Source organism: Halopseudomonas xiamenensis, from assembly GCF_014219065.1.
Classification (GTDB): Bacteria; Pseudomonadota; Gammaproteobacteria; order Pseudomonadales; family Pseudomonadaceae; genus Halopseudomonas; species Halopseudomonas xiamenensis.
In genome coordinates this window covers 18,936-42,086 of sequence record NZ_JACLGO010000023.1, presented here as the reverse complement: position 1 = coordinate 42,086, position 23,151 = coordinate 18,936, and the positions used below count along the sequence as shown (strand labels likewise).

At 55.4% G+C, this 23,151-nt stretch carries 23 protein-coding genes and 2 pseudogenes; 17 read left to right on the top strand and 8 right to left on the bottom strand.

Annotated features, from left to right (window positions below; all coding sequences use genetic code 11):
- Nucleotides 1-19 precede the first annotated feature (19 nt).
- The 6 genes from H6X51_RS14740 to H6X51_RS14715 form a co-directional block, all read right to left on the bottom strand.
- Nucleotides 20-490 carry a c-type cytochrome gene (locus tag H6X51_RS14740; protein ID WP_185268247.1) on the bottom strand — a complete coding sequence of 157 codons (471 nt, stop codon included), beginning with the start codon at nt 488-490 and terminating at the stop codon, nt 20-22.
- A gap of 9 nt (nt 491-499) precedes the next feature.
- Nucleotides 500-1,000 carry a cupredoxin domain-containing protein gene (locus H6X51_RS14735; RefSeq protein WP_185268246.1) on the bottom strand — a complete coding sequence of 167 codons (501 nt, stop codon included), beginning with the start codon at nt 998-1,000 and terminating at the stop codon, nt 500-502.
- A gap of 66 nt (nt 1,001-1,066) precedes the next feature.
- Entirely contained in the window at nt 1,067-2,131 is a 1,065-nt protein-coding gene (locus H6X51_RS14730) for a copper resistance protein B (protein WP_185268245.1), read from the bottom strand.
- Nucleotides 2,128-3,924, bottom strand: a complete 1,797-nt coding sequence (locus H6X51_RS14725) for a copper resistance system multicopper oxidase (RefSeq protein WP_328795692.1) — start codon at nt 3,922-3,924, stop codon at nt 2,128-2,130. The genes H6X51_RS14730 and H6X51_RS14725 overlap by 4 nt, the downstream gene beginning before the upstream one ends.
- Nucleotides 3,925-4,083: 159 nt before the next feature.
- Entirely contained in the window at nt 4,084-6,006 is a 1,923-nt protein-coding gene (gene dsbD, locus H6X51_RS14720; RefSeq protein WP_221627364.1) for a protein-disulfide reductase DsbD, read from the bottom strand.
- Between the two features lie 81 nt (nt 6,007-6,087).
- A complete protein-coding gene (locus H6X51_RS14715) occupies nt 6,088-6,324 on the bottom strand; it encodes a DUF2933 domain-containing protein (RefSeq protein ID WP_074777421.1) in 237 nt (78 codons plus the stop codon).
- A gap of 237 nt (nt 6,325-6,561) precedes the next feature.
- On the opposite strand from H6X51_RS14715, the gene H6X51_RS14710 reads away from it, so the two are divergent.
- From H6X51_RS14710 to H6X51_RS14695, 4 genes are all read left to right on the top strand, one after another.
- Nucleotides 6,562-7,596 carry a cytochrome D1 domain-containing protein gene (locus H6X51_RS14710; RefSeq protein ID WP_185268244.1) on the top strand — a complete coding sequence of 345 codons (1,035 nt, stop codon included), beginning with the start codon at nt 6,562-6,564 and terminating at the stop codon, nt 7,594-7,596.
- 91 nt (nt 7,597-7,687) lie between these two features.
- Nucleotides 7,688-8,503, top strand: coding sequence for a class I SAM-dependent methyltransferase (locus H6X51_RS14705; RefSeq protein WP_185268243.1), 816 nt, complete (start codon nt 7,688-7,690; stop codon nt 8,501-8,503).
- A gap of 75 nt (nt 8,504-8,578) precedes the next feature.
- Nucleotides 8,579-9,016 (top strand): integrase, encoded by a 438-nt coding sequence (locus H6X51_RS14700; protein ID WP_235991362.1) that lies wholly within the window; start codon nt 8,579-8,581, stop codon nt 9,014-9,016.
- A gap of 71 nt (nt 9,017-9,087) precedes the next feature.
- Complete coding sequence (locus tag H6X51_RS14695) at nt 9,088-9,441, top strand: hypothetical protein (protein WP_008567186.1); 354 nt, start codon at nt 9,088-9,090, stop codon at nt 9,439-9,441.
- A 17-nt stretch (nt 9,442-9,458) separates the two neighbouring features.
- Here the strand turns inward: H6X51_RS14695 and H6X51_RS14690 are convergent.
- Nucleotides 9,459-9,646: pseudogene (locus H6X51_RS14690) on the bottom strand (DUF4113 domain-containing protein); the annotation flags it as partial.
- Between the two features lie 33 nt (nt 9,647-9,679).
- Here H6X51_RS14690 and H6X51_RS14685 point away from each other — a divergent pair.
- Nucleotides 9,680-9,862: a hypothetical protein gene (locus H6X51_RS14685; RefSeq protein ID WP_008567184.1), complete on the top strand. Its 183-nt coding sequence runs from the start codon at nt 9,680-9,682 to the stop codon at nt 9,860-9,862.
- A gap of 142 nt (nt 9,863-10,004) precedes the next feature.
- Here H6X51_RS14685 and merR read toward each other — a convergent pair whose 3' ends face one another.
- Nucleotides 10,005-10,415 (bottom strand): Hg(II)-responsive transcriptional regulator, encoded by a 411-nt coding sequence (merR, locus tag H6X51_RS14680; RefSeq protein WP_008567182.1) that lies wholly within the window; start codon nt 10,413-10,415, stop codon nt 10,005-10,007.
- A 71-nt stretch (nt 10,416-10,486) separates the two neighbouring features.
- Between merR and merT the strand changes: the two genes are divergently transcribed.
- The 12 genes and pseudogenes from merT (at nt 10,487) to H6X51_RS14625 (ending at nt 23,124) form a co-directional block, all read left to right on the top strand.
- Complete coding sequence (merT, locus tag H6X51_RS14675; protein WP_008567181.1) at nt 10,487-10,837, top strand: mercuric ion transporter MerT; 351 nt, start codon at nt 10,487-10,489, stop codon at nt 10,835-10,837.
- Nucleotides 10,838-10,850: 13 nt separating this feature from the next.
- Complete coding sequence (merP, locus tag H6X51_RS14670; protein WP_008567180.1) at nt 10,851-11,126, top strand: mercury resistance system periplasmic binding protein MerP; 276 nt, start codon at nt 10,851-10,853, stop codon at nt 11,124-11,126.
- A 12-nt stretch (nt 11,127-11,138) separates the two neighbouring features.
- Nucleotides 11,139-11,573: an organomercurial transporter MerC gene (gene merC / locus H6X51_RS14665; protein WP_008567179.1), complete on the top strand. Its 435-nt coding sequence runs from the start codon at nt 11,139-11,141 to the stop codon at nt 11,571-11,573.
- A gap of 32 nt (nt 11,574-11,605) precedes the next feature.
- Complete coding sequence (merA, locus tag H6X51_RS14660; protein ID WP_008567178.1) at nt 11,606-13,288, top strand: mercury(II) reductase; 1,683 nt, start codon at nt 11,606-11,608, stop codon at nt 13,286-13,288.
- A gap of 18 nt (nt 13,289-13,306) precedes the next feature.
- Nucleotides 13,307-13,723: a hypothetical protein gene (locus tag H6X51_RS14655; protein WP_008567175.1), complete on the top strand. Its 417-nt coding sequence runs from the start codon at nt 13,307-13,309 to the stop codon at nt 13,721-13,723.
- Nucleotides 13,724-14,082: 359 nt separating this feature from the next.
- Nucleotides 14,083-15,246 (top strand): annotated as a pseudogene (gene umuC, locus H6X51_RS14650) (translesion error-prone DNA polymerase V subunit UmuC); the annotation flags it as partial.
- A gap of 156 nt (nt 15,247-15,402) precedes the next feature.
- Nucleotides 15,403-15,570, top strand: a complete 168-nt coding sequence (locus H6X51_RS14645; RefSeq protein ID WP_185268242.1) for a hypothetical protein — start codon at nt 15,403-15,405, stop codon at nt 15,568-15,570.
- 68 nt (nt 15,571-15,638) lie between these two features.
- Entirely contained in the window at nt 15,639-15,902 is a 264-nt protein-coding gene (locus H6X51_RS20360; RefSeq protein WP_328795681.1) for a BPSL0761 family protein, read from the top strand.
- 470 nt (nt 15,903-16,372) lie between these two features.
- Nucleotides 16,373-16,849: a hypothetical protein gene (locus H6X51_RS14640; protein ID WP_185268241.1), complete on the top strand. Its 477-nt coding sequence runs from the start codon at nt 16,373-16,375 to the stop codon at nt 16,847-16,849.
- Nucleotides 16,850-16,853: 4 nt separating this feature from the next.
- Complete coding sequence (locus tag H6X51_RS20120; RefSeq protein ID WP_235991361.1) at nt 16,854-19,328, top strand: hypothetical protein; 2,475 nt, start codon at nt 16,854-16,856, stop codon at nt 19,326-19,328.
- Entirely contained in the window at nt 19,325-22,447 is a 3,123-nt protein-coding gene (locus H6X51_RS14630) for a site-specific integrase (protein WP_235991360.1), read from the top strand. The genes H6X51_RS20120 and H6X51_RS14630 overlap by 4 nt, the downstream gene beginning before the upstream one ends.
- Before the next feature lie 125 nt (nt 22,448-22,572).
- Nucleotides 22,573-23,124: a hypothetical protein gene (locus H6X51_RS14625; RefSeq protein WP_185268240.1), complete on the top strand. Its 552-nt coding sequence runs from the start codon at nt 22,573-22,575 to the stop codon at nt 23,122-23,124.
- Nucleotides 23,125-23,151: the final 27 nt, after the last annotated feature.

Below are 23,151 nucleotides of genomic sequence, written 5' to 3'. Positions count from 1 at the left end.
CCGTATCGCACACCCTGCGTCATTGCTGACGCAGGGTGGTTTGTTTCTGCGCGTGTAGAACCTCAGGTGGCCAGGTACTTTTAATGTAAGCCAGCACTGCAACAATATCCTCATCAACCAGAATATTCCGGTATGCAGGCATATCGCTTTCGTAGCCGGGCGGCGCCGTTCTGCCGGGAACCAGGCCATTTCTTACCATATCCACCAGCATGGCGTCCGAGTGGTGCCACGTATGTCCGGTTGGGTCATGGGGCGGCGCGGGTAATCTCCCATTGGGGAGACGCTGGCGCCAGTTTTCCTGCCCCTGCAGCGACTCCCCATGACAGACCGCGCAATGCGTTACGTAGATGGACTGACCAAGCATGACCAGATTCTGATCGGCAGGATCTATGAATTCCGGGCCAGGCTCACGTGTGGCCGTATAAAGGAAGGCGACGGCGCCAACTATCGCAACGCCGATCGCTCCTAATATTTTATTTCTTCCAGACATTTATGTGGCTCAGATGACTTCAACCTTGCCTACCATCCCCGCCTCGGTATGGCCTGGAATAAGGCATGCAAAATCAACCTTGCCTGGCTGATCAAACTGCCACACCAGACCGCCTACCTTGCCTGGTTGTAGAGTAATCATGTTCGGCTCTTCGTGTTCCATGCCAGGTGCTGCCAGCATTTCAGCTGCATGCGCCTTGAGCTCTTCTATTGAGCCAATCACCATTTCATGCGGCACCTGTCCTACGTTCTTGATAAAAAAACGAACTGTTTCACCAGCTTCCACCTGAATATCGCTGGGAGTGAAGCGCATGTTGTCATCCATGATGATTTCAATCGTCCGGGAGACGTTTGCCGGATCGCCGGGCTGACCCACTGTAGAAGTAGCGTGCGACATGGTCGACATGTCATGTCCGTGCATTCCGTGCATGTCGTGCCCGGAGTGGTCAACTGCTGCGATAGCAAAGGCTGGCAGCAGACTGAACGCGAGAATGGTAAAAGTCTTTTTCATAGTGAATGCTCTCCAAGAGTCGATTAGTGGGGTAGCTGATAGAACTACCCAGTTAAAAAGCCGTTGTTAGAAGCGGAAGCTCAGGCCAGTCACAAAGCGGGTTTCCTGTCTGGACTCTCCCGCTGCCCGGGCGTAATCCGCTGTTTTACTGAATTTGCTAGCCCATTCCACACCAACATAAGGGACCAGCTGTCGAGTTATTTCGTATTTAACGCGTAATCCAGCAGTGCCATCGGTCAAACCACTGCCGATTCCCCAGCGCTCATCGTCTTTGCCATGAAAGTTCACTTCCATCCGCGGTTGCAAGTAGAGCTTCTGGGTTAGTCTGATGTCGTATTCCGCTTCCAAGGCCAGGGCAGTACGTCCGCTCGGGCCGACGTAAGCGGTTGCATCTACTTCAAACCAATAGGGCGCCAGTCCTTTGAAGCCGAATGCAAGCCACTCTCGATTCGGCGCGCCGTCTGCATGGTCAAACCGAAAACCAAGCTCGGTATTCCAAAAGGTAGAAACTGCATGGCGCCATAGCAGTTCCGTTTCGGACTCCCGGAGCTTGCCGCTGGCCACTTCGCCTTCAGCCTTGATGACCGCACGATTGTAGGTGCTGCCGTACCAGGCCTCGCCCTCATATGCAGCCCACTCCTCACCTCGCGCCTTGACGTACTCCAGTTGATCGAAATAAACGGAACCGAACTTATGCATATCCGACATGATGAGTGCATCTGATGGGGGGAGCGCAAATTTACCTGCATTGCGCTCAAACCCATCAGAGTAGGCATCGGGGTCGCGGGCGTCAGGTGGTGCCGAGCCGCCTTGCATCTGCATATCGCCGTGATCCATTTCGCCACTGCCATGATCCATACCTGACATTGAGCCATGGTCCATACCTGTCATGTCCATGGAGCTATGGTCCATATCCGACATGTCCATGGTTCCATGATTCATGCCAGTGGCCTCCGCGGGTACGCTGGACTTTGGTGCGGCAGGCATATGTTCCGCGTGCCCTGCATGTTGGGTTTGCCCATGGGCGAACAACGGCAGCACAACTCCTGTAACCATCGCCGCAGTAAGCAGTTTCTTTTTAAAGAGGCTATTCATGATCCGGATGCCTGAGCTGTTGAGTGTTGTTTTCATGCCACCACCACTTCACGAAACATCCCCGTGTCCATGTGCAGCATCAAATGACAGTGCCATGCCCATCGCCCCAGAGCGTCAGCCGTCACGAGAAAGCTGATGCGTTGAGCAGGTTGCACAGGAATTGTGTGGCGTCGTGCCAGAAATTGTCCGTCAGGCGTTTCCAGTTCACTCCACATGCCGTGCAAGTGCATGGGGTGCGTCATCATGGTGTCGTTGTGCAATATGATCCTGACCCGCTCGCCGTAATGAAAACGCACCGGCGTCGATTTGCCATACTCCACGCCGTCAAATGACCAGGTATAGCGCTCCATATTGCCGGTCAGGTGGAGCTCGATCTCACGCTCTGCACCGCGCGGATCCATCGGGCCGCCGATGGTGTGCAAGTCGGCCAGCGTGAGCACGCGCCGTCCGTTATTGCGCAGACCGATACCAGGGTCGTCCAGGTTGGTACGCGGTGTATCGACTCGCATATCAATACTCGCCCCGTATTCAGTCCTGGCGTGGCGTACTTCAGTACTGGCACCAGCTGCAGTCATTGCGCCATGGCCCATGCCGGCATGATTCATGCCCTTCATGTTGCCGTGATCCATTCCCGATATATCGCCGTGGCTCATCCCGGCCATGCCGCCCCCCATAGCGCCCATCATGTCTCCCATGGAAAGCCATTCGACTGGATCAATCGCTGGGACGGGCGCTTCAAGACCGGCATGGGTAGCCAGTGTGCCGCGCGCGTAACCTGTACGATCCATGGCTTGGGCAAAGATGGTGTGAGCATCATCTTTTGGCTGCACCAGAACATCGTAGGTTTCCCCTGGCCCGAACCGGAACTCATCTACGGTAACGGGTTCGACGTTGATGCCGTCGGCTTGAACAACGGTTAACTGAAGACCTGGGATACGGACATCGTAGAAGGTATTGGCGGCACCGTTAATGAAGCGCAGGCGGATGCGCTCCCCGGGCCGAAACAGCCCTGTCCAGTTGCCTGCGGGAGTGGTGCCGTTCATCAGATAGGTGAGTACGTCAGCTGACAAATCGGCCAGATCCGTCGGACTCATCCGCATCTCATTCCACATCTTGCGTTTATCAATGGCTGCCTTCAGCCCAATGCGGGAGGCGTCCTGAAAGAAATCTACTGCGGTAGGCTGGTTGTAGTTGTAGTAATCACCCTGCATTTTGAGCTTCGCCAGCACCCGCATCGGGTCTTCGTCAGTCCAGTCAGACAGCTGAACGACATATTCGCGGTCTGCACGAATTGGGTCGTCTTGAGCGGGATCAATAATGATCGCCCCGTAGACCCCGGTCGCCTCCTGCATTCCAGAGTGCGAGTGGTACCAGTAGGTGCCGTTTTGCTGCACTTTGAACTGGTAGGTGAAGGTTTCGCCAGGCTGGATCCCTCTAAAGCTGATGCCCGGCACGCCATCCATCTCAAATGGCAGGATGATGCCGTGCCAATGAATCGATGTGGTTTCCTTCAACCGATTCGTCACGCGAATGGTGACCGTATCTCCCTCACGCCAGCGTAACGTTGGTGCGGGCAGTGAGCCGTTAATGGTCGTGGCTATGCGGGGGTTGCCTGTAAAGTTGACGGCGGACTCACCTATCTCCAGATCGAACTGGGTACCGCTTAGAATATTAGCGGTGCCCGTTTTCGTGCCCGCGCCTGACAACAGGCCAGTCGCGCGCGCCAAAGGAGACAGACTCAGCAATACACCACCGGCTGCCAAACCTTGAACAAAACGGCGTCGAGACAAACCTGGGTTAAGAATGGGGAGTTCAGTTAAGTGTTTCACGCAATGAGAATCCTTTATCAGGTAGTTCGATGGCTCAATGAGATACGCTGGGACTGGACCATCGGCAGCGGTTACTTGACTCTAGTCAAATCGAGCTGTCACACGAGTGACGCCTGCATTACTTTTTTGTAATCCAAGCGTCAGGAGTACGCGGCGCACTCAGAGAGGGATAGCGCTGTCGAGCGAACGAATGAATTTTTTAGCAGATTGAAATCCAATCACCTGAAAGTCGATTTCTAAGCCTTCCTGATCAAAGAAGATGATGCCAGGCGGCCCAAAAAGCCCAAAACGTCGAAGCAAGGCTTTATCATCTAAATTATTGGCGGTCACATCAGCTTTCAGTAGCACCACATCCTTGAGACGTGTTTTGACCCGCTCATCGGCGAAAGTAAATCGCTCCATTTCATGGCAGGAGACACACCAGTCCGCCCAGAAATCGAGCATTACGTAGCGCCCGTCAGCCGCCTGGATTTGAGATTCAAGCTCAGTGAGACTGGTAACCCGTTCAAATTGCAGTTCGGTCGAGGAGCTCGCCTCCGAGGCGTATTTACCTCCAAAGCCATCCAGCGGCTGCAAGATGTCTCGCCCACCCGAGAGAACGCCGATCAACAGAGCCAGGCCGTATACCAAGGTTATGAGGCCAACTCCCTTGCCGAAGCGTCTTAAACCAGAGGCGTTGTCAGGAAGAGGGTCCAGTGCTTTCAAATACATTGCGGAGACGATGAGCAGAGCAGCCCATAGTCCCATGTGAATCACCGAAGGTATGATCGGAGAGATCATATAAATAGCAACGGCGAGCAGAGTTACGCCAAAAAAACGCTGGACCGATAACATCCACGGCCCGGCTTTTGGTAGCAACGCACCTGCTGTAGTACCAAAGACCAACAAGGGGATCCCCATGCCTATGGCCATGGAGAAAAGCGCCACCCCGCCCAGAGCCACATCGCCTGTCTGGCCTATATACAACAAGGCACCAGCCAGCGGGGCAGCGACGCAGGGGCCCACAATGATCGCTGATAATGCTCCCATCAGGCCCACGCTGACTGTCTTGCCGCCCGCTGTTCGGTTCGCCAACCCGGAGAGTTTGCTCTGAATGAAAGACGGCATCTGAAGCTGGTAAAACCCGAACATGGAGAAGGCAAGAAGTACAAAAACTCCTGCAAAGCTGCCCAGGACCCATGGATTCTGCAGGTACGCCGTCAGCATCGTTCCAGCTAGACCAGCAGCGACCCCAGCCAGGGCGTATGTCAATGCCATGGCCAGAACATAAACCAGCGACAGACCGAAAGCATGTCTACGACTTAACGCAGGGCTCTGTCCTGCGATCAGCCCCGAAAGTATCGGGATCATGGGCAGCATGCAGGGTGTAAACGCTAGAACCAAACCAAATCCAAAAAACGCAGCGATCAATGCCCAGGTGTTACCTTGACCGAACAACTCTCGGACAAGCGAGCTTTCTGATGTTCCAGCGCTTGTGGACTTTGGAGTACTGTTATTCCTGCCGGCTTCAAGATGTGCTTGAGTTGGCACATCGAGTGAAACGGACAAGGATTTTTGCTCAGGCGGATAGCACACGCCTACCGGATCGTTACATCCCTGGTAGGCGATATCCAGGGTCAGCATATCGGGATTCGACCCAGGAGGAATGCCGAGCGTGATAGGCACCTGTATGGCGCCAAAGTAAACCGGCACACGACCGAAAAGAGGGTCATCTATCAGCTCACTCGGTGGAAGCTCGACATGATCAATGACAGCATCGGCAGACTGAACACTGAACGCCAGCTTATCGCGATACAGATAGTAGCCGTCTGCTGCGATTAACGTGGCTATCAACGAGTCAGGACTGCTGGCAGTCAAAGATACCTTAAAGGCCTCGTCTGGTGGCAGCAGGGCAGGGGCAGCATCAGCGCCGCCAAGCCAGCCTTGAATCGAACCGAAAAGGCCGCTGTTGCCTGAAATAGAATATGACGATGTAGTGTCAGAAAAGGTAAGCGGGGAGCTGCGTTCTTGCGCTGAGCTGATGCTGGGTATGGACACCAGCATCAGTGCCAGGAACGATAAAATAATGCGTGTAAGTTTCACTTCACAAACTCGACAATAAAAACCTGCTAGCGTGATGAGCGGCGTTAAATCAGCTCTGTAATTGAGTTGGCTCGTTATTCTTCAAAATGTTTTATCACCGCTAGCGCTTCGCTTTTCATCCTTGTTGTGTGTGTCCGCATGGCACGATCGTATGCCCATTATTATGAAAATAATCATCAATGGGCACAGAAGTAAGAGTAGGAAAGGACTCATTCCTATAAGCCATTCGCGGGCGCCAGGAAATACCAAATAGGCACCAGTAACAAGGGCTGCTAGCCAAATACCAGCCTTCAACATCGTTTTAATATCGCATTTCATATTTTCTCTCCTGACAGGGGGCTGGCATGGCGTGGCAGTGTCAACTTTATCCTGTAGCGCCTGTCAGGATGATTGCCCTTCTATTACAACTTTGTAACCCAGGGCGGCTTCTGCTACCTCACTACGCCGCGGCTATATGACAGAACGGTAATTAAGAAGTCATACTCCAGACAGAAATTGCCAACTATTGTTTGCATAGAACATACCTAATCCCATTTTGTCCTGGAGATTTATACTATGCTTAGGCTTCGTCCTACCCTCGTAGCGGTTTCATTAGCCCTCTCCATCGGTACGGGTCATGCGGCATCCATGCCCAATGCCGTTGTCTATAGTGCCAATGAGGGTGACGGCTCAATCAGTGCAATTGAGCTGCGAACAGGGGCTGTGAGCACTACAGCTATTTCCATCGTGCCTCATAATGTTCAGATATCCCCTGATGGGCAGATATTACTCGCTGTAGGTAGCCCGAAATCGGGATCGAAAGAGCAAGGCGGTCATGGTGGCCATGGCCAAGCGGAAGGTGGTGCAAAGGGGTTACTGCTGATGGATCCTGAGCAGCCGGAAAATGTACTGGAGGCTCTTCCTTCAGGCAGTCATCCTGCCCACGTCGTAACCAGTCAGGACGGGCGCTATGCCTACATCACAAATGCGGATAATGATATTTTGACGGTCGTTGATACGCAGAGGAAAACCGTTGTTGCAGAAGTTGAGACTGGAAGTTACCCCCATGGCTTACGCCTGAGCCCGGATGGTGATGAGCTTTATATCGCTAACGTCACTGATAATAGCGTGTCAGTTATAGATACAGAAAATCTCAAGGAAGCGGCACGAATCCATGTGGGCCAAGCTCCCGTTCAAGTAGCATACACGCCGGATGGTAAATACGTTTATGTGTCATTGCGGGATGAAAATAAGGTGGCGATCATAGATGCCGAGACGAGAAAAGTGGTCGATCGTGTTAGCGTAGGACGCAACCCTATCCAGCTATTCGCCGCATCAGACGCTAAAATGTATGTCGCGAACCAGGGCGATGCGGCCGACCCAGATGATAGTGTTACTGTAATTGATACAAACAACAGGACAGTTGTGAGTACGATAGTAACGGGGAAAGGGGCGCACGGTCTGGTGGCCAGTGATGACGGAGATTTTATGTTCGTCACCAATAACGTGGATAATACGGTAAGCGCCATTGATGTAAGGAAAGAAAAGGTAATCGCCACATTTTCGGTTGGTCCAAATCCGAATGGAATCACCTACCGTAACGTTCGTTAGTAAGGTTCTACCAGCTTCGATGAAGCCAAAATAGCCCGGGCTTCAGTCTAGCCAGAAGCCCGGTCGAAATATTCAACAGCGGAGTCACGCCATGGACACACAATTTCAACCAAGCCTGGAGCCCGCAGAGGTATACGAACGCTATCTCAGCCGGAATATTGCAGATCCGTGGACGCGGGTTCTGCTTGAACTGGTCTCCCCCCAGTTTGGGGATCATGTCCTGGATCTGGCATGCGGCACGGGTAGTGTGGCGCGGCAGGTGGCGCCGCTGGTAGGGAAGGATGGTTGCGTCATTGCGGTCGATATAAATCCCGACATGCTGAAGGTTGGCAGCAAACAACTGCTTCCAGATGGGGCTGCCATTACATGGCATCCGGGGGATGCAACGCAGCTCGACTTTTCTGACAACGCTTTCGATATTATTTTCTGCCAACAAGGGTTTCAATTCTTCCCGGACCAGCCTGCAGCAGTGCTCGAAATGCGACGAGTGTTGCGACCGGGCGGTAAAGCAGTTGTCAGCGTATGGCAGTCGTTGAGCCAACAACCCCTGTACCAGATTCTGTTTTCTACAATTTCAAAGCATCTTGATGTGCCAGTTGCTGATTTGGATATCGCGTTTTCTTTGGGTAATGAAGAAACGCTGCATCAATTATTCAGCACCCAATTCAAAGATGTGCAGGTCGCCGCTATAACTTTACCTGTCCGAATTCCTGAACCTGAAAAATTTGTACAAATTTCAATATTAGGGGCTGCTACTTCGATTCCATCATTTGCAAACATGGATGCTACAAGCCGTCTTGCCCTCATAGAGAAGGTGACTAGCGATACGCTTGCGGCCGTGCAGGGGTTTGCGGAAGGAGGAGTTTTGGTTTTCGACATGAGCACGCATATTGCGGTTCTGAGTTGACAGCGAGCCAGTGTCATCGTTTACCTAGATAAAGCAGAAGACGCTATCGGTTTACGGGATGAAATCCTCCAACAGATGACGGAATTCAAGATCGATCTCATCGAGTCGTGGTTGGATGATCAGCCACTTGCTGGAGGGGCGGGTGAGAGGATCATGGAGCTACGTGCCATTCCGATCAAAGATCGGAGTGCCTTGCTGGCCCAGACAGCCCCCCATGCAAACATTCGAGCGACTGGTCATGGCTGGTGCATCGCGACAGAACGGGGCTGTGGTGGGGCTGGTTTGTATGAGGCAACCCGTTGTCCTGGCTGCAAACACTCTGTGATTGACGAGACCTTTGCCACCACGTGGCAGGGGATCTACTCGCATCAGCTGGAGCTGATGGAAATCGACGATGCCGGGCCGGCTGTAAGGCAACGGGCAAAACGTGATATGCAGGTCGCATTCGACGTAATCAGCAGCCTTGGCCTGTCTCCTTTGGACGCTCGCGACAGTGACCCAACGCGAACTTGAAGGTGCCGACTTTGACCAATAAGCCAACTGCGCAACGATCCTCCGGACGCTCCAGACAGAAGACCTCGGAGATGCTCGATAAGGTCATCGACGGCATCCTTTCAACAAACGGAAAGCTGTCCATTTCTGGCGTAGCGAAAGCGGCAGGGGTCACTCCAGGTCTCATCCACAACACCTACCCAGCCGTGGCTGAACGCATTCGTGGTCTGATGGGGAAATCAGTCCGAGCACAGCGCGATTCGAAGCACCAAGCATTGTTGAAGGAGAGGGAGCTGAACAGAGCATTGCGCGCGGAGAACGCACAGCTAAGCCAGGATCTGGCTCGACTGGCCTCAGTGAATCAGACCCTGATTCTCGAACTAGCTCAACTGAAGGGCGTAGCCACTGGTAAGGTGGTTCTTCTGAGCAGTAAGCCGGCTTCCTAGCAGCGCTGGGGTGTGCCTCACCTCACTGTCCAGAGCTGATCTAACCGTGTGGTATAGCTTGGGCCGAGCATTTCCCGACACATCCCCAGTCAGGAGTCACCGGCACCCCGCCCAGGCGGAGCGTGCCTCGACCCCACTTGGAATTGATCCGATCCATCACCTGCATGACCTTCTCAGAGGCGACGGGCTGTACGGCGGCGATCACGATGTCACGAGAGCGACCGAGCAGATTGTCTCCATGCGCGACAAGGCTGACGCAATCCTAGTGGCGGAAACCGTCAAGAAGATTGAACAACTGGGCGCCACGGCGGCAGGCCGTGGCGAAGCGAAGCGCAGCCCGGCTGTCCGCCTGCAAGGTAGATATGTGCTACTCGACCAGATGCAACGTGGGCCCGCCCCACTGATGCACAAGGGCAAATAGCAGTACCAACCTAGGGCCTTTGCAAGTGCTCCTTTGCCCAGTCAGCGGCGCTCAATGAGCGCCGCTCTTTCCACCTTCAGACCGACAAACAGAGAGCCCTGACAAACGGGAAATCGTGGGCTAACGCGCGAAGTGCGGGCGGTCACTTGCTCGCTTGCAGCGAAACGATCAGCGGACAGCTCACTGTCCCTTGGCTCGCGCAACAGTCATCAACCAGCTGCGCCAAGACCGACTCGATCCGCTGAAGATCCGCGAGTTTCTCACGCACATCCTCAAGCTTCTGCTCGGCGAGCACACGCGCTTCGTCGCAGTGCGCGCCGTCGTCCAGTCGCAACAGTCCGGCCACTTCATCAAGGCTAAAGCCCAGCCGTTGCGCGGACTTCACGAATCTCACCCGTGCGACATCCGCCTCGCCATAGCGGCGAATGCTGCCGTAGGGCTTGTCCGGTTCGGGTAACAGCCCCTTGCGTTGATAGAACCGAATGGTTTCCACGTTAACCCCGGCTGCCTTGGCAAAGGCGCCGATGGTCAGGCTTTCCACCGCGTTGTGCATGCCGCTTGACCCCGTACCTAACTACGGAAATAACCTTAACCCATCGATCAACCACTCGGAAGGATGAACGTATGTCTGAATCGCGAAATGGGCGCGGTGCACTCCTCACTGGAGGTCTGGCGGCAATCCTCGCGTCCACGTGCTGCCTGGGGCCGCTGGTGCTGATCGCCTTGGGCTTCAGCGGTGCCTGGATCGGCAGCCTCACCGTTCTGGAACCTTACCGCCCGTTCTTCATTGGCGCGGCACTGGTTGCGCTGTTCTTCGCTTACCGGCGCATTTTCCGCCCGGCTCAAGTCTGCATACCCGGTGAGGTCTGCGCTGATCCCCAGGTAAGCACCATCTACAAGCTCGTTTTTTGGGTCGTGACGGCCTTGGTGCTGGTCGCGCTCGCTTTCCCCTACATCCTCCCCTTGTTCTACTAATCAGGAGTTGGTCATGAAAAAGCTGCTTGCCGCTCTCGCCCTCATTGCCGTGGTTTCCCCAGTGTGGGCCGCCTCCCAAATCATCACCCTGTCGGTGCCGGGCATGACCTGCGCCGCTTGCCCAATCACGGTGAAGAAAGCGCTGACCAAGGTCGAGGGCGTGACCAAGGCCGAGGTGAGTTATGAGAAGCGCGAAGCCATCGTCACCTTCGACGATGCCAAGACCAGTGCGCAGGCGCTGACCAAGGCGACAGAGGACGCCGGCTACCCGTCCAGCGTCAAGCAATAGGCGGGCATTCCGATGGCAAATTCTTTCAATCTGTTCACACGGATCGGTGACAAAGCCGGTTCCGTCGGCGTGCTGGTTTCCGCCATAGGTTGCGCCTCGTGCTTTCCCGCCCTTGCCAGCCTGGGCGCCACGATCGGACTGGGCTTTTTGAGCCAATGGGAAGGCCTGTTCATCACCACGCTGTTGCCGTTGTTTGCCGGCGTGGCTCTGCTCGTCAATGCCCTCGGCTGGTTCAGTCACCGGCAGTGGCGACGCGCTGCGCCTGGCCTGATCGGCCCGGCCCTGGTGCTGGTAGCGGTGTTTTTGATGCTGGCTCACGGCTGGCGGAGCGGCTGGCTGCTCTATATCGGCCTGGCCGTCATGTTTGGGGTGTCCATCTGGGACTTCGTGTCGCCCGCGCACCGCCGTTGCTCCCCGGCGTCCTGTCCGACGCCGCCAAACCAGTGAACCTGACAAGAGACGATTCAATGAGTAACGTTATGACCGAACTGAAAATCATTGGCATGACCTGCGCATCCTGTGTCGTGCATGTGAAAGAGGCCTTGGAGAAGATTCCGGGCGTGCATCGGGCGGATGTTTCCTACGCCAGTGGGAGGGCCGAATTGAAGGTCGACGAGGCCGTAAGCCGTGAACAAATGCAGGCCGCCGTCGAGGCCCTGGGGTATCGAGCGGCGTTCGAAGACATCACGCTACCTACCCGTCCCGGCCTGCTCGATAAGGCACGGGGCTGGCTGAGCGGTGGCACTGACGCCGGGAAAGAGGGTGACAGGCTTCACGTGGCGGTTATCGGCAGTGGTGGCGCCGCCATGGCGGCCGCGCTCAAGGCGGTAGAAAGGGGGGCCCGCGTCACCCTGATCGAGCGCGGCATCATCGGCGGCACCTGCGTCAACGTCGGCTGCGTGCCCTCCAAGATCATGATTCGCGCCGCGCACGTGGCCCATCTGCGCCGCGAAAGTCCGTTTGATGGCGGACTGCCCGCCACGCCGCCGCTTGTCTTGCGCGAACGGTTGCTCGCCCAGCAACAGGGTCGTGTCGACGAACTGCGCCACGCCAAGTACGAAGGCATTCTGGAAAGCACCCCAGCCATCACCGTGCTGCGTGGCTCCGCCCGCTTCCAGGACAGCCACACGCTCAGTGTGGAACTGGTCGAGGGGGGCGAGCGCATCGTGACCTTCGACCGCTGCCTGATTGCCACCGGCGCCAGTGCGGCCGTGCCGCCGATTCCCGGACTGCAAGATACCCCCTTTTGGAACTCGGAAAAGGCGCTGGCAAGCAGCAGTATTCCGCAACGGCTCGCCGTGATCGGCTCATCCGTGGTGGCCTTGGAGCTGGCGCAAGCCTTTGCCCGGCTGGGTAGCCGCGTCACCATCCTGGCGCGCAACTCGCTGTTCTTCCGTGAAGATCCGGCCATCGGCGCAGCGCTGACGGCGGCCTTCCGCCTGGAGGGCATCGAAGTGCTGGAACAGACGCAAGCCAGCCAGGTGGCCCATGCCAACGGCGAGTTCGTGCTGACCACCAAGCACGGTGAAGTGCGGGTCGACCAACTGCTCGTCGCCACCGGACGCACGCCCAACACCCACGGCCTGAACCTGGAAGCGGCCGGCGTGCAGCTGGATGAACGCGGTGCCATCCAGATCGACCAGGGCATGCGCAGCAGCAAAGCGGATATTTATGCGGCCGGCGACTGCACCAACCAGCCGCAGTTCGTCTATGTCGCGGCGGCGGCCGGCAATCGCGCGGCGATCAACATGACCGGCGGCGAGGCAATGCTCAATCTCGACACCATGCCGGCCGTGGTGTTCACCGATCCGCAGGTGGCCACCGTCGGCTTCAGCGAAGCGGAAGCGCACCAAGCCGGCCTCGAAACCGACAGCCGCACCTTGACCCTGGACAACGTGCCGCGCGCTCTGGCGAACTTTGACACACGGGGGTTCATCAAGCTGGTCGCCGAAACGGGCTCGGGCCGACTGCTGGGCGTGCAGGCAGTGACCCCGGAAGCGGGCGAGCTGATTCAGACGGCCGCCCTCGCCATCCGCGCCCGGATGACGGTGCAGGAACTAGCCGACCAATTGTTCCCCTACCTGACCATGGTCGAGGGCCTGAAGCTCGCGGCGCAAACCTTCAGTAAGGACGTGAAGCAATTGTCCTGCTGCGCCGGGTAAAGAATGCGAGGTGCAAACATGAACATTAAGACTAATGAACTCGGCAGGGGTGACAGCCTGCGCCAGACATGGCAGGTGATCAGCTTCTGGGGGCTGCCTGCCGTTGTCGCGACGCTAACCATTCTTCTGGCAGATCGACACCCCACGCTATTCCTGGCCGCAAGCGCCGCGCTGGCGGTGATGGGTGGCGCCTGCCTGGTCAATGCCGCACGCTGCCGCCGACTTCACTGCTACCTCACGGCGCCGTACTTCCTGTTGCTCGCGCTCGGCGGGCTGCTGGCTTATGGCTTCGACCCGCATGGCGAGCAGTTCTCCAGACTGTGGCTATTGCTGGCACTGGGGGCGGCACCCTTGCTCATCTGGCTGCCCGAGCGCCTGGCCGGCCGAAAGTACCTTGGCGCTCCAGGGTGCGGAGAAGGCCGGGAGTGTCGGTGATGTAGGCCCTCTCAGCAGCCCTGATTGGCCGGGAACGCTTCGGTCTCCGTAATAGTGCTGCGAGCCAAGGACGTTATGCGAGGACTCCGTGTGCTTTTCGGTTTCGCCTGCTCTTCCGAACAACCGAACGACTCCAGCCGACAACAGATGTGCACGCTCATGAAGTTCATTCAAAGTTTTTTGGGGCCTCGCGGCCCCAGGGACACGACATTCGAGGCGGGCAGCTAGTTGGCCGCATGGGGGTGGGTCGGACTGAAAAGCCCTGATTTAGGCTGCGAAGGACGAAAAATTGTTAGCGTAACAATATCGTTAAATATCAATATGTTATGCACTACTAACTGTTAGCGTCATTCAGATATAACGATGGTTGTGTCATTGCGCGCAGTGCCGATGCAAAGCCCTTCGTGAAAATGGGCGAGCCCTATCACAAGGTCCGTGAGGTACTGCGGCGCAACGGTATTGTCGCGTTCAGCTCCAACTATGCCCTGTACGGAGACATAAGCCAGCGCGTGATGACGGTGATAGAAAGCCTGGTGCCGGCGCTTGAGGTATACAGCATCGACGAGGCATTCTCTGATCTGACGGGCATTGCCGCGCCCGAGACGCTGGCACGGGAGATCCGCGCTCAGGTTCTGAAACAGACCGGTATACCCACCGGCATTGGAATCGCGCCCACCAAAACCTTGGCCAAGCTGGCCAATGCGGCTGCAAAAAAGTGGCAGCAACATACCGGCGGGGTTGTGAATCTGGATTCCCAACACAAGCGCGCCTGGTTGCTGAAACGGATGCCGGTGGATGAGGTTTGGGGTGTAGGCCGGCGTATGAAGGAGCACCTCGGTCTTATGGGGATCAAGACAGCGTGGGATCTGGCTCATGCGGACGCTTGGACGCTGCGCAAAAAACATAGCGTTGTGATTGAGAGGACAGCTCGCGAGCTCCGGGGAGTACCGTGTCTGGAGCTAGAGGATGAATTCGTAACAAAGCAGGAAATATGCTGCAGTCGTGCCTTCGGCCAGCGCCTGCATGATAAGGACTCGATCCGTGAGGCACTGGCCACCTATGCCACCCGGGCTTGTGAGAAGCTGCGTGCCCAAGGCTCTCTGTGCGGGCAGGTCAGGGTGGGGATTCGCACCGGCATGTTCAACCCGGATGAAGCTAAATATGCCAAGGGGGTTGTCTGTGCGCTGCCGTTTCCTACTGACGATACCCGGTTGGTCATCAAGGCTGCCAGCGAGGGACTGGATGCGATTTACCGCACCGGCTACGCCTACGCCAAAGCCGAAATCCTGCTGATGGATCTGCGGCAACGCGGGGAGTTCACAGGTGACCTATTTGCTCCGGTACAGCCGGAAACAACCGGGCGGGTGATGGGGGTGCTGGACCAGATCAATTCACGGTGGGGAAGGGGAACATTGCGACTGGCGCGAGTGCCAGCAGAGCCTGAATGGGGCATGCGTAGGGAGTTATTGAGCCCGCGATACACCACAGACTGGAAAGGGCTGTGGAAAGTGAACTGCGGTTAGTGATGCAACTCCACACTCTATAAGGGGGTAGGACCTTCGGAGATATAGAGGCTGTGAAGAAACAATCCGCGAATGCGCGGATTTGTTTGAATAGGGCTGATGACATAGCCAAATTGCCGTTATGGTTATCCTCTCATTAGCGATTAGGGATGTACCATGAAAAAAGCAGTTTTGATAATGTTACTGTTCACAGGGTTTGGTTTTGTATTAAGTCTGTATGGACTTCAGTTGCCGGCAGCTGCACTTTGGTTTCTTCTGTTCAGTGCAGCGGCTCTATGGGGCTGGGCCGCATGGCGCGACATGCGCAATGCGAACGGGCGCTAACTTACCACTATTAACTTTGTGTTTTTTACATGTTCTTCAACCGTTTGACCGAAATTTGAGAGCTTAATATGACTACACCCGCTGAGCGCACTCGCAGCGTACTGAAAACGAGGGATTTCCTGCGAGAGCTGTCGCTGGATGTCGCGCTGCCTGAGTCTGTCAGATATCAGGCAAAAGCACTTCTCAGGCATTTTCCTGAGGAACATAATCTTGAGTCTATTATCCGGCTGGAGGATGCGTGTTGTGGGCTGATGGAGGACCCACAGACGCAGAATCTGATTATGGGCGTGCATTGTCCGGTGTTCAGTGACGGGGGCGGTAACTGGCGTTAGCCCCACAATCCGCGCATGAGCGGGTTTTACGGCCGGCTCGTCACCGAGCTCGTCCTGACCCTCCAACACTAAATCCGCGCATGCGCGGATTTAGTGTTGTTGCATCCCGTTGTGATTGGCTTCCAGCTGACCCCGCCAGCGCATTGCGCATCCGGAATTTCTTTCTGGCCACAGTTCTGACACGCTGATTTTCGTGTTACGTGGGCGCGCAACTGGCGTTGAAAATCCGCGCATGCGCGGATTTAGCATCATTCAACTGTACACATCAAAGCCTGAAAAAAATCACCATCCCTCCTGCTGACACACCTACGGCCCCCCTTATGCTCGCCTCCTCATTGTTTCACAGAGGATTTTATTCAATGCAAATTTTGGTTCTGACCGTCGCCTGCACCTCTGCTTTCTGCATACCGCCCGAAAAGGGGGCTCGGCCATTCCACTGTATAGGTATGGGCAAAAAGAGGAGCTAATCCGTGCAGTATCAGAAAATAGAATTGCAGAAAATTGTTGGGATTCATGAGGCGTTTAAGCAGGTGGAATACGAACTGGACCTAGAGCCCGTGCATCTTCCGGAGAAGGAGCTGATCTCGCTCAGCCGAATAAGCATGTTCAGCGAGAGGATCCCCATAAGTGTTATGAAAAAGGCTGGGGGAGATTATGTCTGCACTTTCCAGATTGGCTTGTATCGCTGGATGAAGACGCATTTGAGAGGCGATACAAAGGTTTGGTGTTTGGTTGAGGATTCACCAGCAAGTATAAATTTGGGTCGGGAGTTGTTTTTTGGAGAACGATGCTTTTGCCCGGGTTTGTATAAATCGGGATCGCTTGTGGCGAGATTGCTTTTTGATTATTTGAAAATTAATTCTGATAATTGGCCTAACGAATACAAGAGCTATTCTCGTTTTTGCCGGCTACTTGGGGTTAAGCCTGAAAAGGGAAAAAAGGACTGAAACAATGTCTAAGGAACATAAGGTAATTGAGCTGGCACGCGATCTGGGAGTGTCTGTTGATACGGTTAAGGCAGTTCTTGAAATTATGGAACCACATCCGGATCTCATCGAACTGCCTAGAATGGTTGTTGGTCTTAAAAATGTTTTTGATGCAGCTGAAAAGCACCCTGAAATATTACCCATTCCTCTCGATGCTCGTGCCATAAGGGAGGCATGTAGCTGGATCATTGGTTTGAAAAACTTGCCAGGTGTAACGGATATTCTGGGCGTTAAGTTTTTGCCTTTAGAGCGTGTGGAAAACGATGAGGCGGAGACTGTTAATCCAGTGAAGTACAAGGGTGGGGGAGTTAAAGATTTTGGTTTCCCCTACGCAGCTTTCTGGCTTAAACCCAGGGACCAAGAACGAGCATCAGATTATTGGCGCTTGGTAGCCCAGCTGCTGCTGGCGCTGAACAACGCTGAGAATTCAGTTTCGACCGATCACCGTTATCAGGCCTACCGCGCGCTAGAGTTTCTCAGTGCAGCAGACTATCTGGATATTCCCGCCGAATTACCAATATGGGAGAGTCACCAGCGTTTTGTCAGTGCGTGCAGACGGTTTAAGCGTGGAAAGTCACGCTCCATCCAAGCAAAGCACTTTGCCACGCTGTGCCTGCTGGTTAGGTACTGCGCTGGTGAGGAGCCAATAAAACGGTCGAAAGGTGGTGGGGGTGGAGGGCGTACGGTTGACCAGCCCGAGGTAATTACGCACACGGTCCCTGATGTCGCTCAAATGCATACGGTAGACGATCCTGAGGACCCTTTTCTACTGCCAGGGTATTATGAAATTGTCCGCACTGATACGCGGGATGAGGGTGAGGAACTAGGTGAGCTGGCTCCAGGAGAAATGGTGCCCGCCATAGAAACCTGGTTGCTCGACGATCACGACGTTGACCGCCCTTATGTGGCCGATATTCTCTCTCAGCAGGCTGTGGTAGAGCACGTCGTCCGCAGTAGACAGATGCTGCCGTACTCGTACGGACAGCTCACCCTGACAGAGCTGGCAAGGCTGCTATTCGGGGCCTCCGATATTTTTGAGGAGTGCATCCGTAGCCTGAGATCAGCCCCGGATGTTTTGTGCGTGCGGCTCAGGATGGAAGCTATTCTTTTCATCCACATCAGTCTGTGGCTGGGGCAACCGCCTATCAGCATTGCGCAAATGACCGTGTCGGAGGCGGAAGAGGAGTTCGATAGCCCGCTTACGCTGGTGACTGGAGGCCAACCGTATTTTCAGGTTGTAGTGCCCAAACCGCCTCTGGCAGGTGACCCGCGATGGCAGGTTGAGACCGGGGTCCGTGAGGCTGTTCAGCATGTTTTGCTTCCAGATCTGGCAGGTAGTGGCAGTTTAGTCGCTGGAATGGACAAGGTCTTTCCGCGGACATCGAACAGAGTGTTCAGTTATCAGACCTCCGTTCTGGAGGCTGAGGCCCGGAAATTGCTCCGGGAATTAGGCGAGGACGATAGCCGTTACACCCTGCATAAAATCCGGAATTTTCTGCTCCAGCGTATTTATCAGACTACCTCTGGAGATATTGCCGCGGCTTCAATGCTATCGGGTGTCTGCCCGCCCACCGCCGATACCCCACGTTTTTATCTACAGCCCTCGGCAGAGCACCTGTGTACCTGCTACGTCCAAGCGTTGGAGCAGTTGCTGGTTCAGATCTACGCGTGTGTAGGCCTGGCATACGAGCCGGAAAAGGTTTCTCTGGATCAGCCCGGCGCTGTGGGCGCCACCCATTGCTTGTTACCGGAAACGGTGTCCAACAATGTGCAGGCACTTAAACAGGTGATTGCCAAGTCCCCCCGGGGCTCGCTGTCAGACATGGTCAGATGGCATAACCACTTTACGCTGTGGACCGTGCAGATGTTCCTAATGGCCTCGAGTTGTCGTGCCATTCGCAACCCGTTGCGGTGGGTGGATGAGTTCTACCCCCAGCTAGTTGCAGGAGCCCTGTCCGATAAGGGTTCCGAAGATATGCATATGAGTCGCCTGATTCAGCTGCCGCATATAGTGCGCGAACAGGTCAGACGTTATGAGGAGCATTGTCGTGAAACTGAGCGTCAGCTGACCGGGTACCTAGCGTCCGACCCGGATGAACGCTGGACGCACGGGTTTTTCCTGTCGCTGGATGCAGATCGTATTCTCCGGGAGCCAATCAGACCAGGTGTCATTTTTGATCATATGCAGCTCGTTGAGGGCTATACGCCGCACAGGGTCAACGCTTTCCGCAAGTTGGTAAGGACTGAACTATTTGAGCGTGGCTGTCCCGGTGAAGTGTTGTCCGCCTATATGGGGCACTGGCTTAGGGGGGAGGAACCGCAAGACGCTTTTGCCACTTTTTGTCCTGCCACGTACATGCGAACGCTGGACCAGTACCTCGTGCCCTTCATGAGCGAACTGGGTTGGTCGGTGATGGCTAAACGCTGGGGGGATGCATGATGTACCCACAACTGAACGAAGAGCAGGTGGAGTGGTTGTGGTCCAGCCGTTCTGGCGAAAAGGAGGAGTGGAGTAAGGCCCGCGGAGAGCTGAGACAGCACATCAGCGAGGCAGAATCAGATCTCGGGCACTGGCTTTTGGGGAGGGCTCCACTGGCAAGTGTGACAGTAGAGCAGGTCCGCGCGCTTGAGGCAGGCCTGTCTACTCACCTGCTGCGAAACGCACTGCGAGAGATTACAACTCGTGTCCAGCAGAATGTTCCGCAGTGTCCGCTGGCGCGTGTTGCTCTGAGAGTCGAGCGTCAGCCTAATCCGATCAACCCGGTTGATTATTCGCCCGACCAGGTCAGGCGTAGCCATGCAGTCATTACTGGGCTGCAACGCGGGTTGAGGTTGCCGGAGCATGAGATCTACCCCACCCGACTGAATTTTGGTCTGGATACACGTGCTCGAATCGGCCTTCTGCTGCTGAGTGCGGCTTACGGCGGGGGGCTGCTGGATATGGAGCAGCTCAATGCCCTGATCAAGGTAAAACCTCAAGACATCAACTACATGGCAGGCGTGCCTGAGGTGCGTCTGACACTGCCTGTTACAGAGACCAAGAGTGAATACCGTCAATGGTTTCCTGATCCGGCAACGATGGCGCTCCTGACGGCGAACCTCGAGGAAATCCAAGACTGGGCAGTCGACTCCCACCACAAAGGCGCGCTCATCTACTGTGTGAACCGCCTGTTGGATTATGTGGATGTCACCAAGGCTGATCAGCCGCGCAGCCTTAATGATATGTTGGGCCTGATCCGTCTTGAGTTGAACTTTAATCTGCCCCAGTTACAGATCCAGTATGCCAGCCGAGGGGTTGTGTCTCACTCGCTGCGACCGACTTCATGGGGGAGCATCTTCGGCCGCTTTGATCAGATTGATCCGAAAGGGACCTATGACGACCCCCAAAAGGGTAGAAAGGTTAAGGAAGACGTCCCGGAGTGGGTCCAGACATTGTGCACAGAGGTGCGTAGCGGGAGTGTGAGCCCTCTTCAAGGCCCTGACGACCAAGATTCTCTGATTAGTCTGGTGCGCGCATGGGCCGCCTATATGGTTAATGGGTCCTCCGCCTATGGAGAAGCCCAAGGCCGTGCCAGCATCGCCAACTACGTGAGGCTCGTGGGGCTTGGACTGGTCTCACAGTTGGATAGTTTTGAAGTCTTCGAACTCGAATACGACGCTCTCGAGGCTATTTACGAGGGTATTCTGGAGATTCAGCCGACTGACAGCAGGCGCCAAAAAACGGCTAGGGGTCTCTACGAGTTTCATCACTACCTGCACCGCAATCACGGCCTGCCGCCCATCAGTGCCTATTCCCAGCTGGGTATTTCGAAGGGCCTCACGCGAGTTGATGCCAGAATTCTAAGCGAAGAGCAGTACCAGCAGGTGCTGCAGTCGCTGACCACCTCAAAGCTGGCCTTTCGCTCGCCCCGGCTCGTCACAGCCGTGCAGGTTTTTATAATTTTGGGGTTCCGATTGGGGCTGCGCCGCAATGAAGCCCTGAAACTGCGCCTACAGGATTTGCATGTGTCCCTGTTACCGGAGCAGATCGCAGAGCGGGTCCGGCGCCGTCATAAGGGCAAGCGACAATTGTCAGGGCAGGAAATCAATGACCTCCAACTGGATGTGGATCTGCTCGTCAGGCCTCACGCCCAGCGCGGCCTGAAAACTCGAAAAGCCACGCGGCGTCTGCCCGTACACATACTGCTGAGCCCAGACGAGCTGGAGATCCTGAAGGCGTGGTATCGCGAGAGGATGGAGGAGGAGAAGAGACAAAAATTTTCTGAGTACCTGTTCTGCATACCGGAGTTCAGAACGCAGTGGATCAGTGAAGAGGCAATTCTCCCGGCAATACATCAGGCCATGCGTGCAGTCACGGGGAACGAGGAGGTGAGCTACCACCATTTGCGCCACTCCTGTGCAACCTGGCTGCTGCTGAGGACGATGCGACAGGTATATGGGATGCCCGTTGACATGTTTTTTGACGATCTCGAGCAGACCCGCGCCTGGCTATGCGGAAACCCTGGCCAACCCAGGCTCGAACTGGCTGCTGTAGGTAGTCCGACCCGAAAGATTTTGCACCATGTCAGCGAGGTCCTGGGGCACGTCAGCCCTAAAACAACTCTCCTGCATTATATCCACAGCATGCCGATGCTGGCGGCCGCCAGTTGGCAATGGAATCCTGAGGCGTGGCGGTTCACGGCGCACAATGTGGCTATTCTCGGTCGGGTAACTGTGCCTAAAAAAACCGGCAGTTTGGCTGATGCGACGGCTCAACGCGATTACATGCTGAATATTATCGGCCGTGTGCCACTGCTCAGGCAGCTGAGGAAAGAGCATCGGCAGATAAAGCGCCAAAATGCGCGGGCGCAGGTCCGTCCTGATGGAAACTGGGCCATACAGCGCATCATGCGGATTGAGGCCCTGCTGTCATACGTTTCCTATGCAGAGGCTACCGGTCGCAGCGTCAATCTGGACGGTTTCGAGTTTTCAGCGGCTGATCGAGAGCAGATGATTGAGCGGGCTCGTCATATACGAGACCTCGGAGAAAAGGGCAAGCGCCACCGAGTGAGAAAATCCCCACACGCTGACGGGCAGGATAGGCAACTTATGCCCAGCCCTCCCAAAACGGGTGGTCGAGAGATGCTGGCGGATCACGCTCAGCGGCTATATGAACTGCTCGAGAGCGAGGAGGGAGAGCGGGCAAACCGGGTCATAGATTTTTTTGTCGAGCGAGTTTGGTCGACGGATACGACGCTGAGGTTTTACAGAGATCAGGATGAGGTCTATGCGCAGGATTACTTGTGGCTGTTGCAGTCAATTGGCTTCCAGCGTTCACAGATCGAGTTGATTACCTACGATCAGGATACGCCTGTACGGACACAGCGATACTGGCGGAAGGTGCTCGGTATCAGAGCCAGCTTTTTGCAGCAGGCGCCAGAGAGCAAATCAGTCACGAATCATCGCCTGGGCATCAGGGTCACGCTGCATACAGAGGAGGGTGATGCGGCGTACCACTCGGGATCTGGACTGCGGTATCTCCTACTGGCGGCCTCAATCGATTGGCATTTCAGAATCTGAACCTCATAGCGGCTGGCCTGGAATATCAGCAGCCGCGCCCTAACCCCCGAATTTGGGGATTTCGGAATTCCATTATCTAGAGAGTGGCGGTGAAACCGCCGTAACCCCTGAGGAGGGCTCTCTATATGTGTGATTGGAAAAAACAGGTAGGAAAAATCAGTGACCGCGAAATTGCTCGCCAGTTTGGTGTAGGGGCGACCACGGTCAGGAGGTATCGGAAAAGTCTGGGCATTGCAGCTTGGAAGGCGCCAGTTAAGCCCGCGCCTGCGGAGCTGGAGCCCCTATTAGGGGTGCACACCGACCATAGGTTATCTAGGCTGCTAAATTACCCCAAAAAACACATAAAACAGGTTCGGGAGAGTAAACGAATCCGAGAACCTGTGGGGGAGCGGGGCGGGAATTTTAAGGAGCTGGCAGTAGTTTGGACCGAGGAGACGTTGGCCCTTCTCGGTACTATGCCTGATACCGATGTGGCGGCTGTGCTGGGTACAACCCAGTTCCCGGTCAGAAAAAAACGATATGCCCTGGGTATCCCAGCCTACAAAGCACCGATGCCAGAGATCACGCCAGAGATCGAGGACCTGTTTGGTAAGGTTTCAGATGCGAAGATCGCGGCAAGCCTGGGGGTGTCAGCAAACTTTATTCGAACCAAGAGACTCAAGTTTCAGAATCGCTAGGACGAAAGGCTGAATCCGCGCATGCGC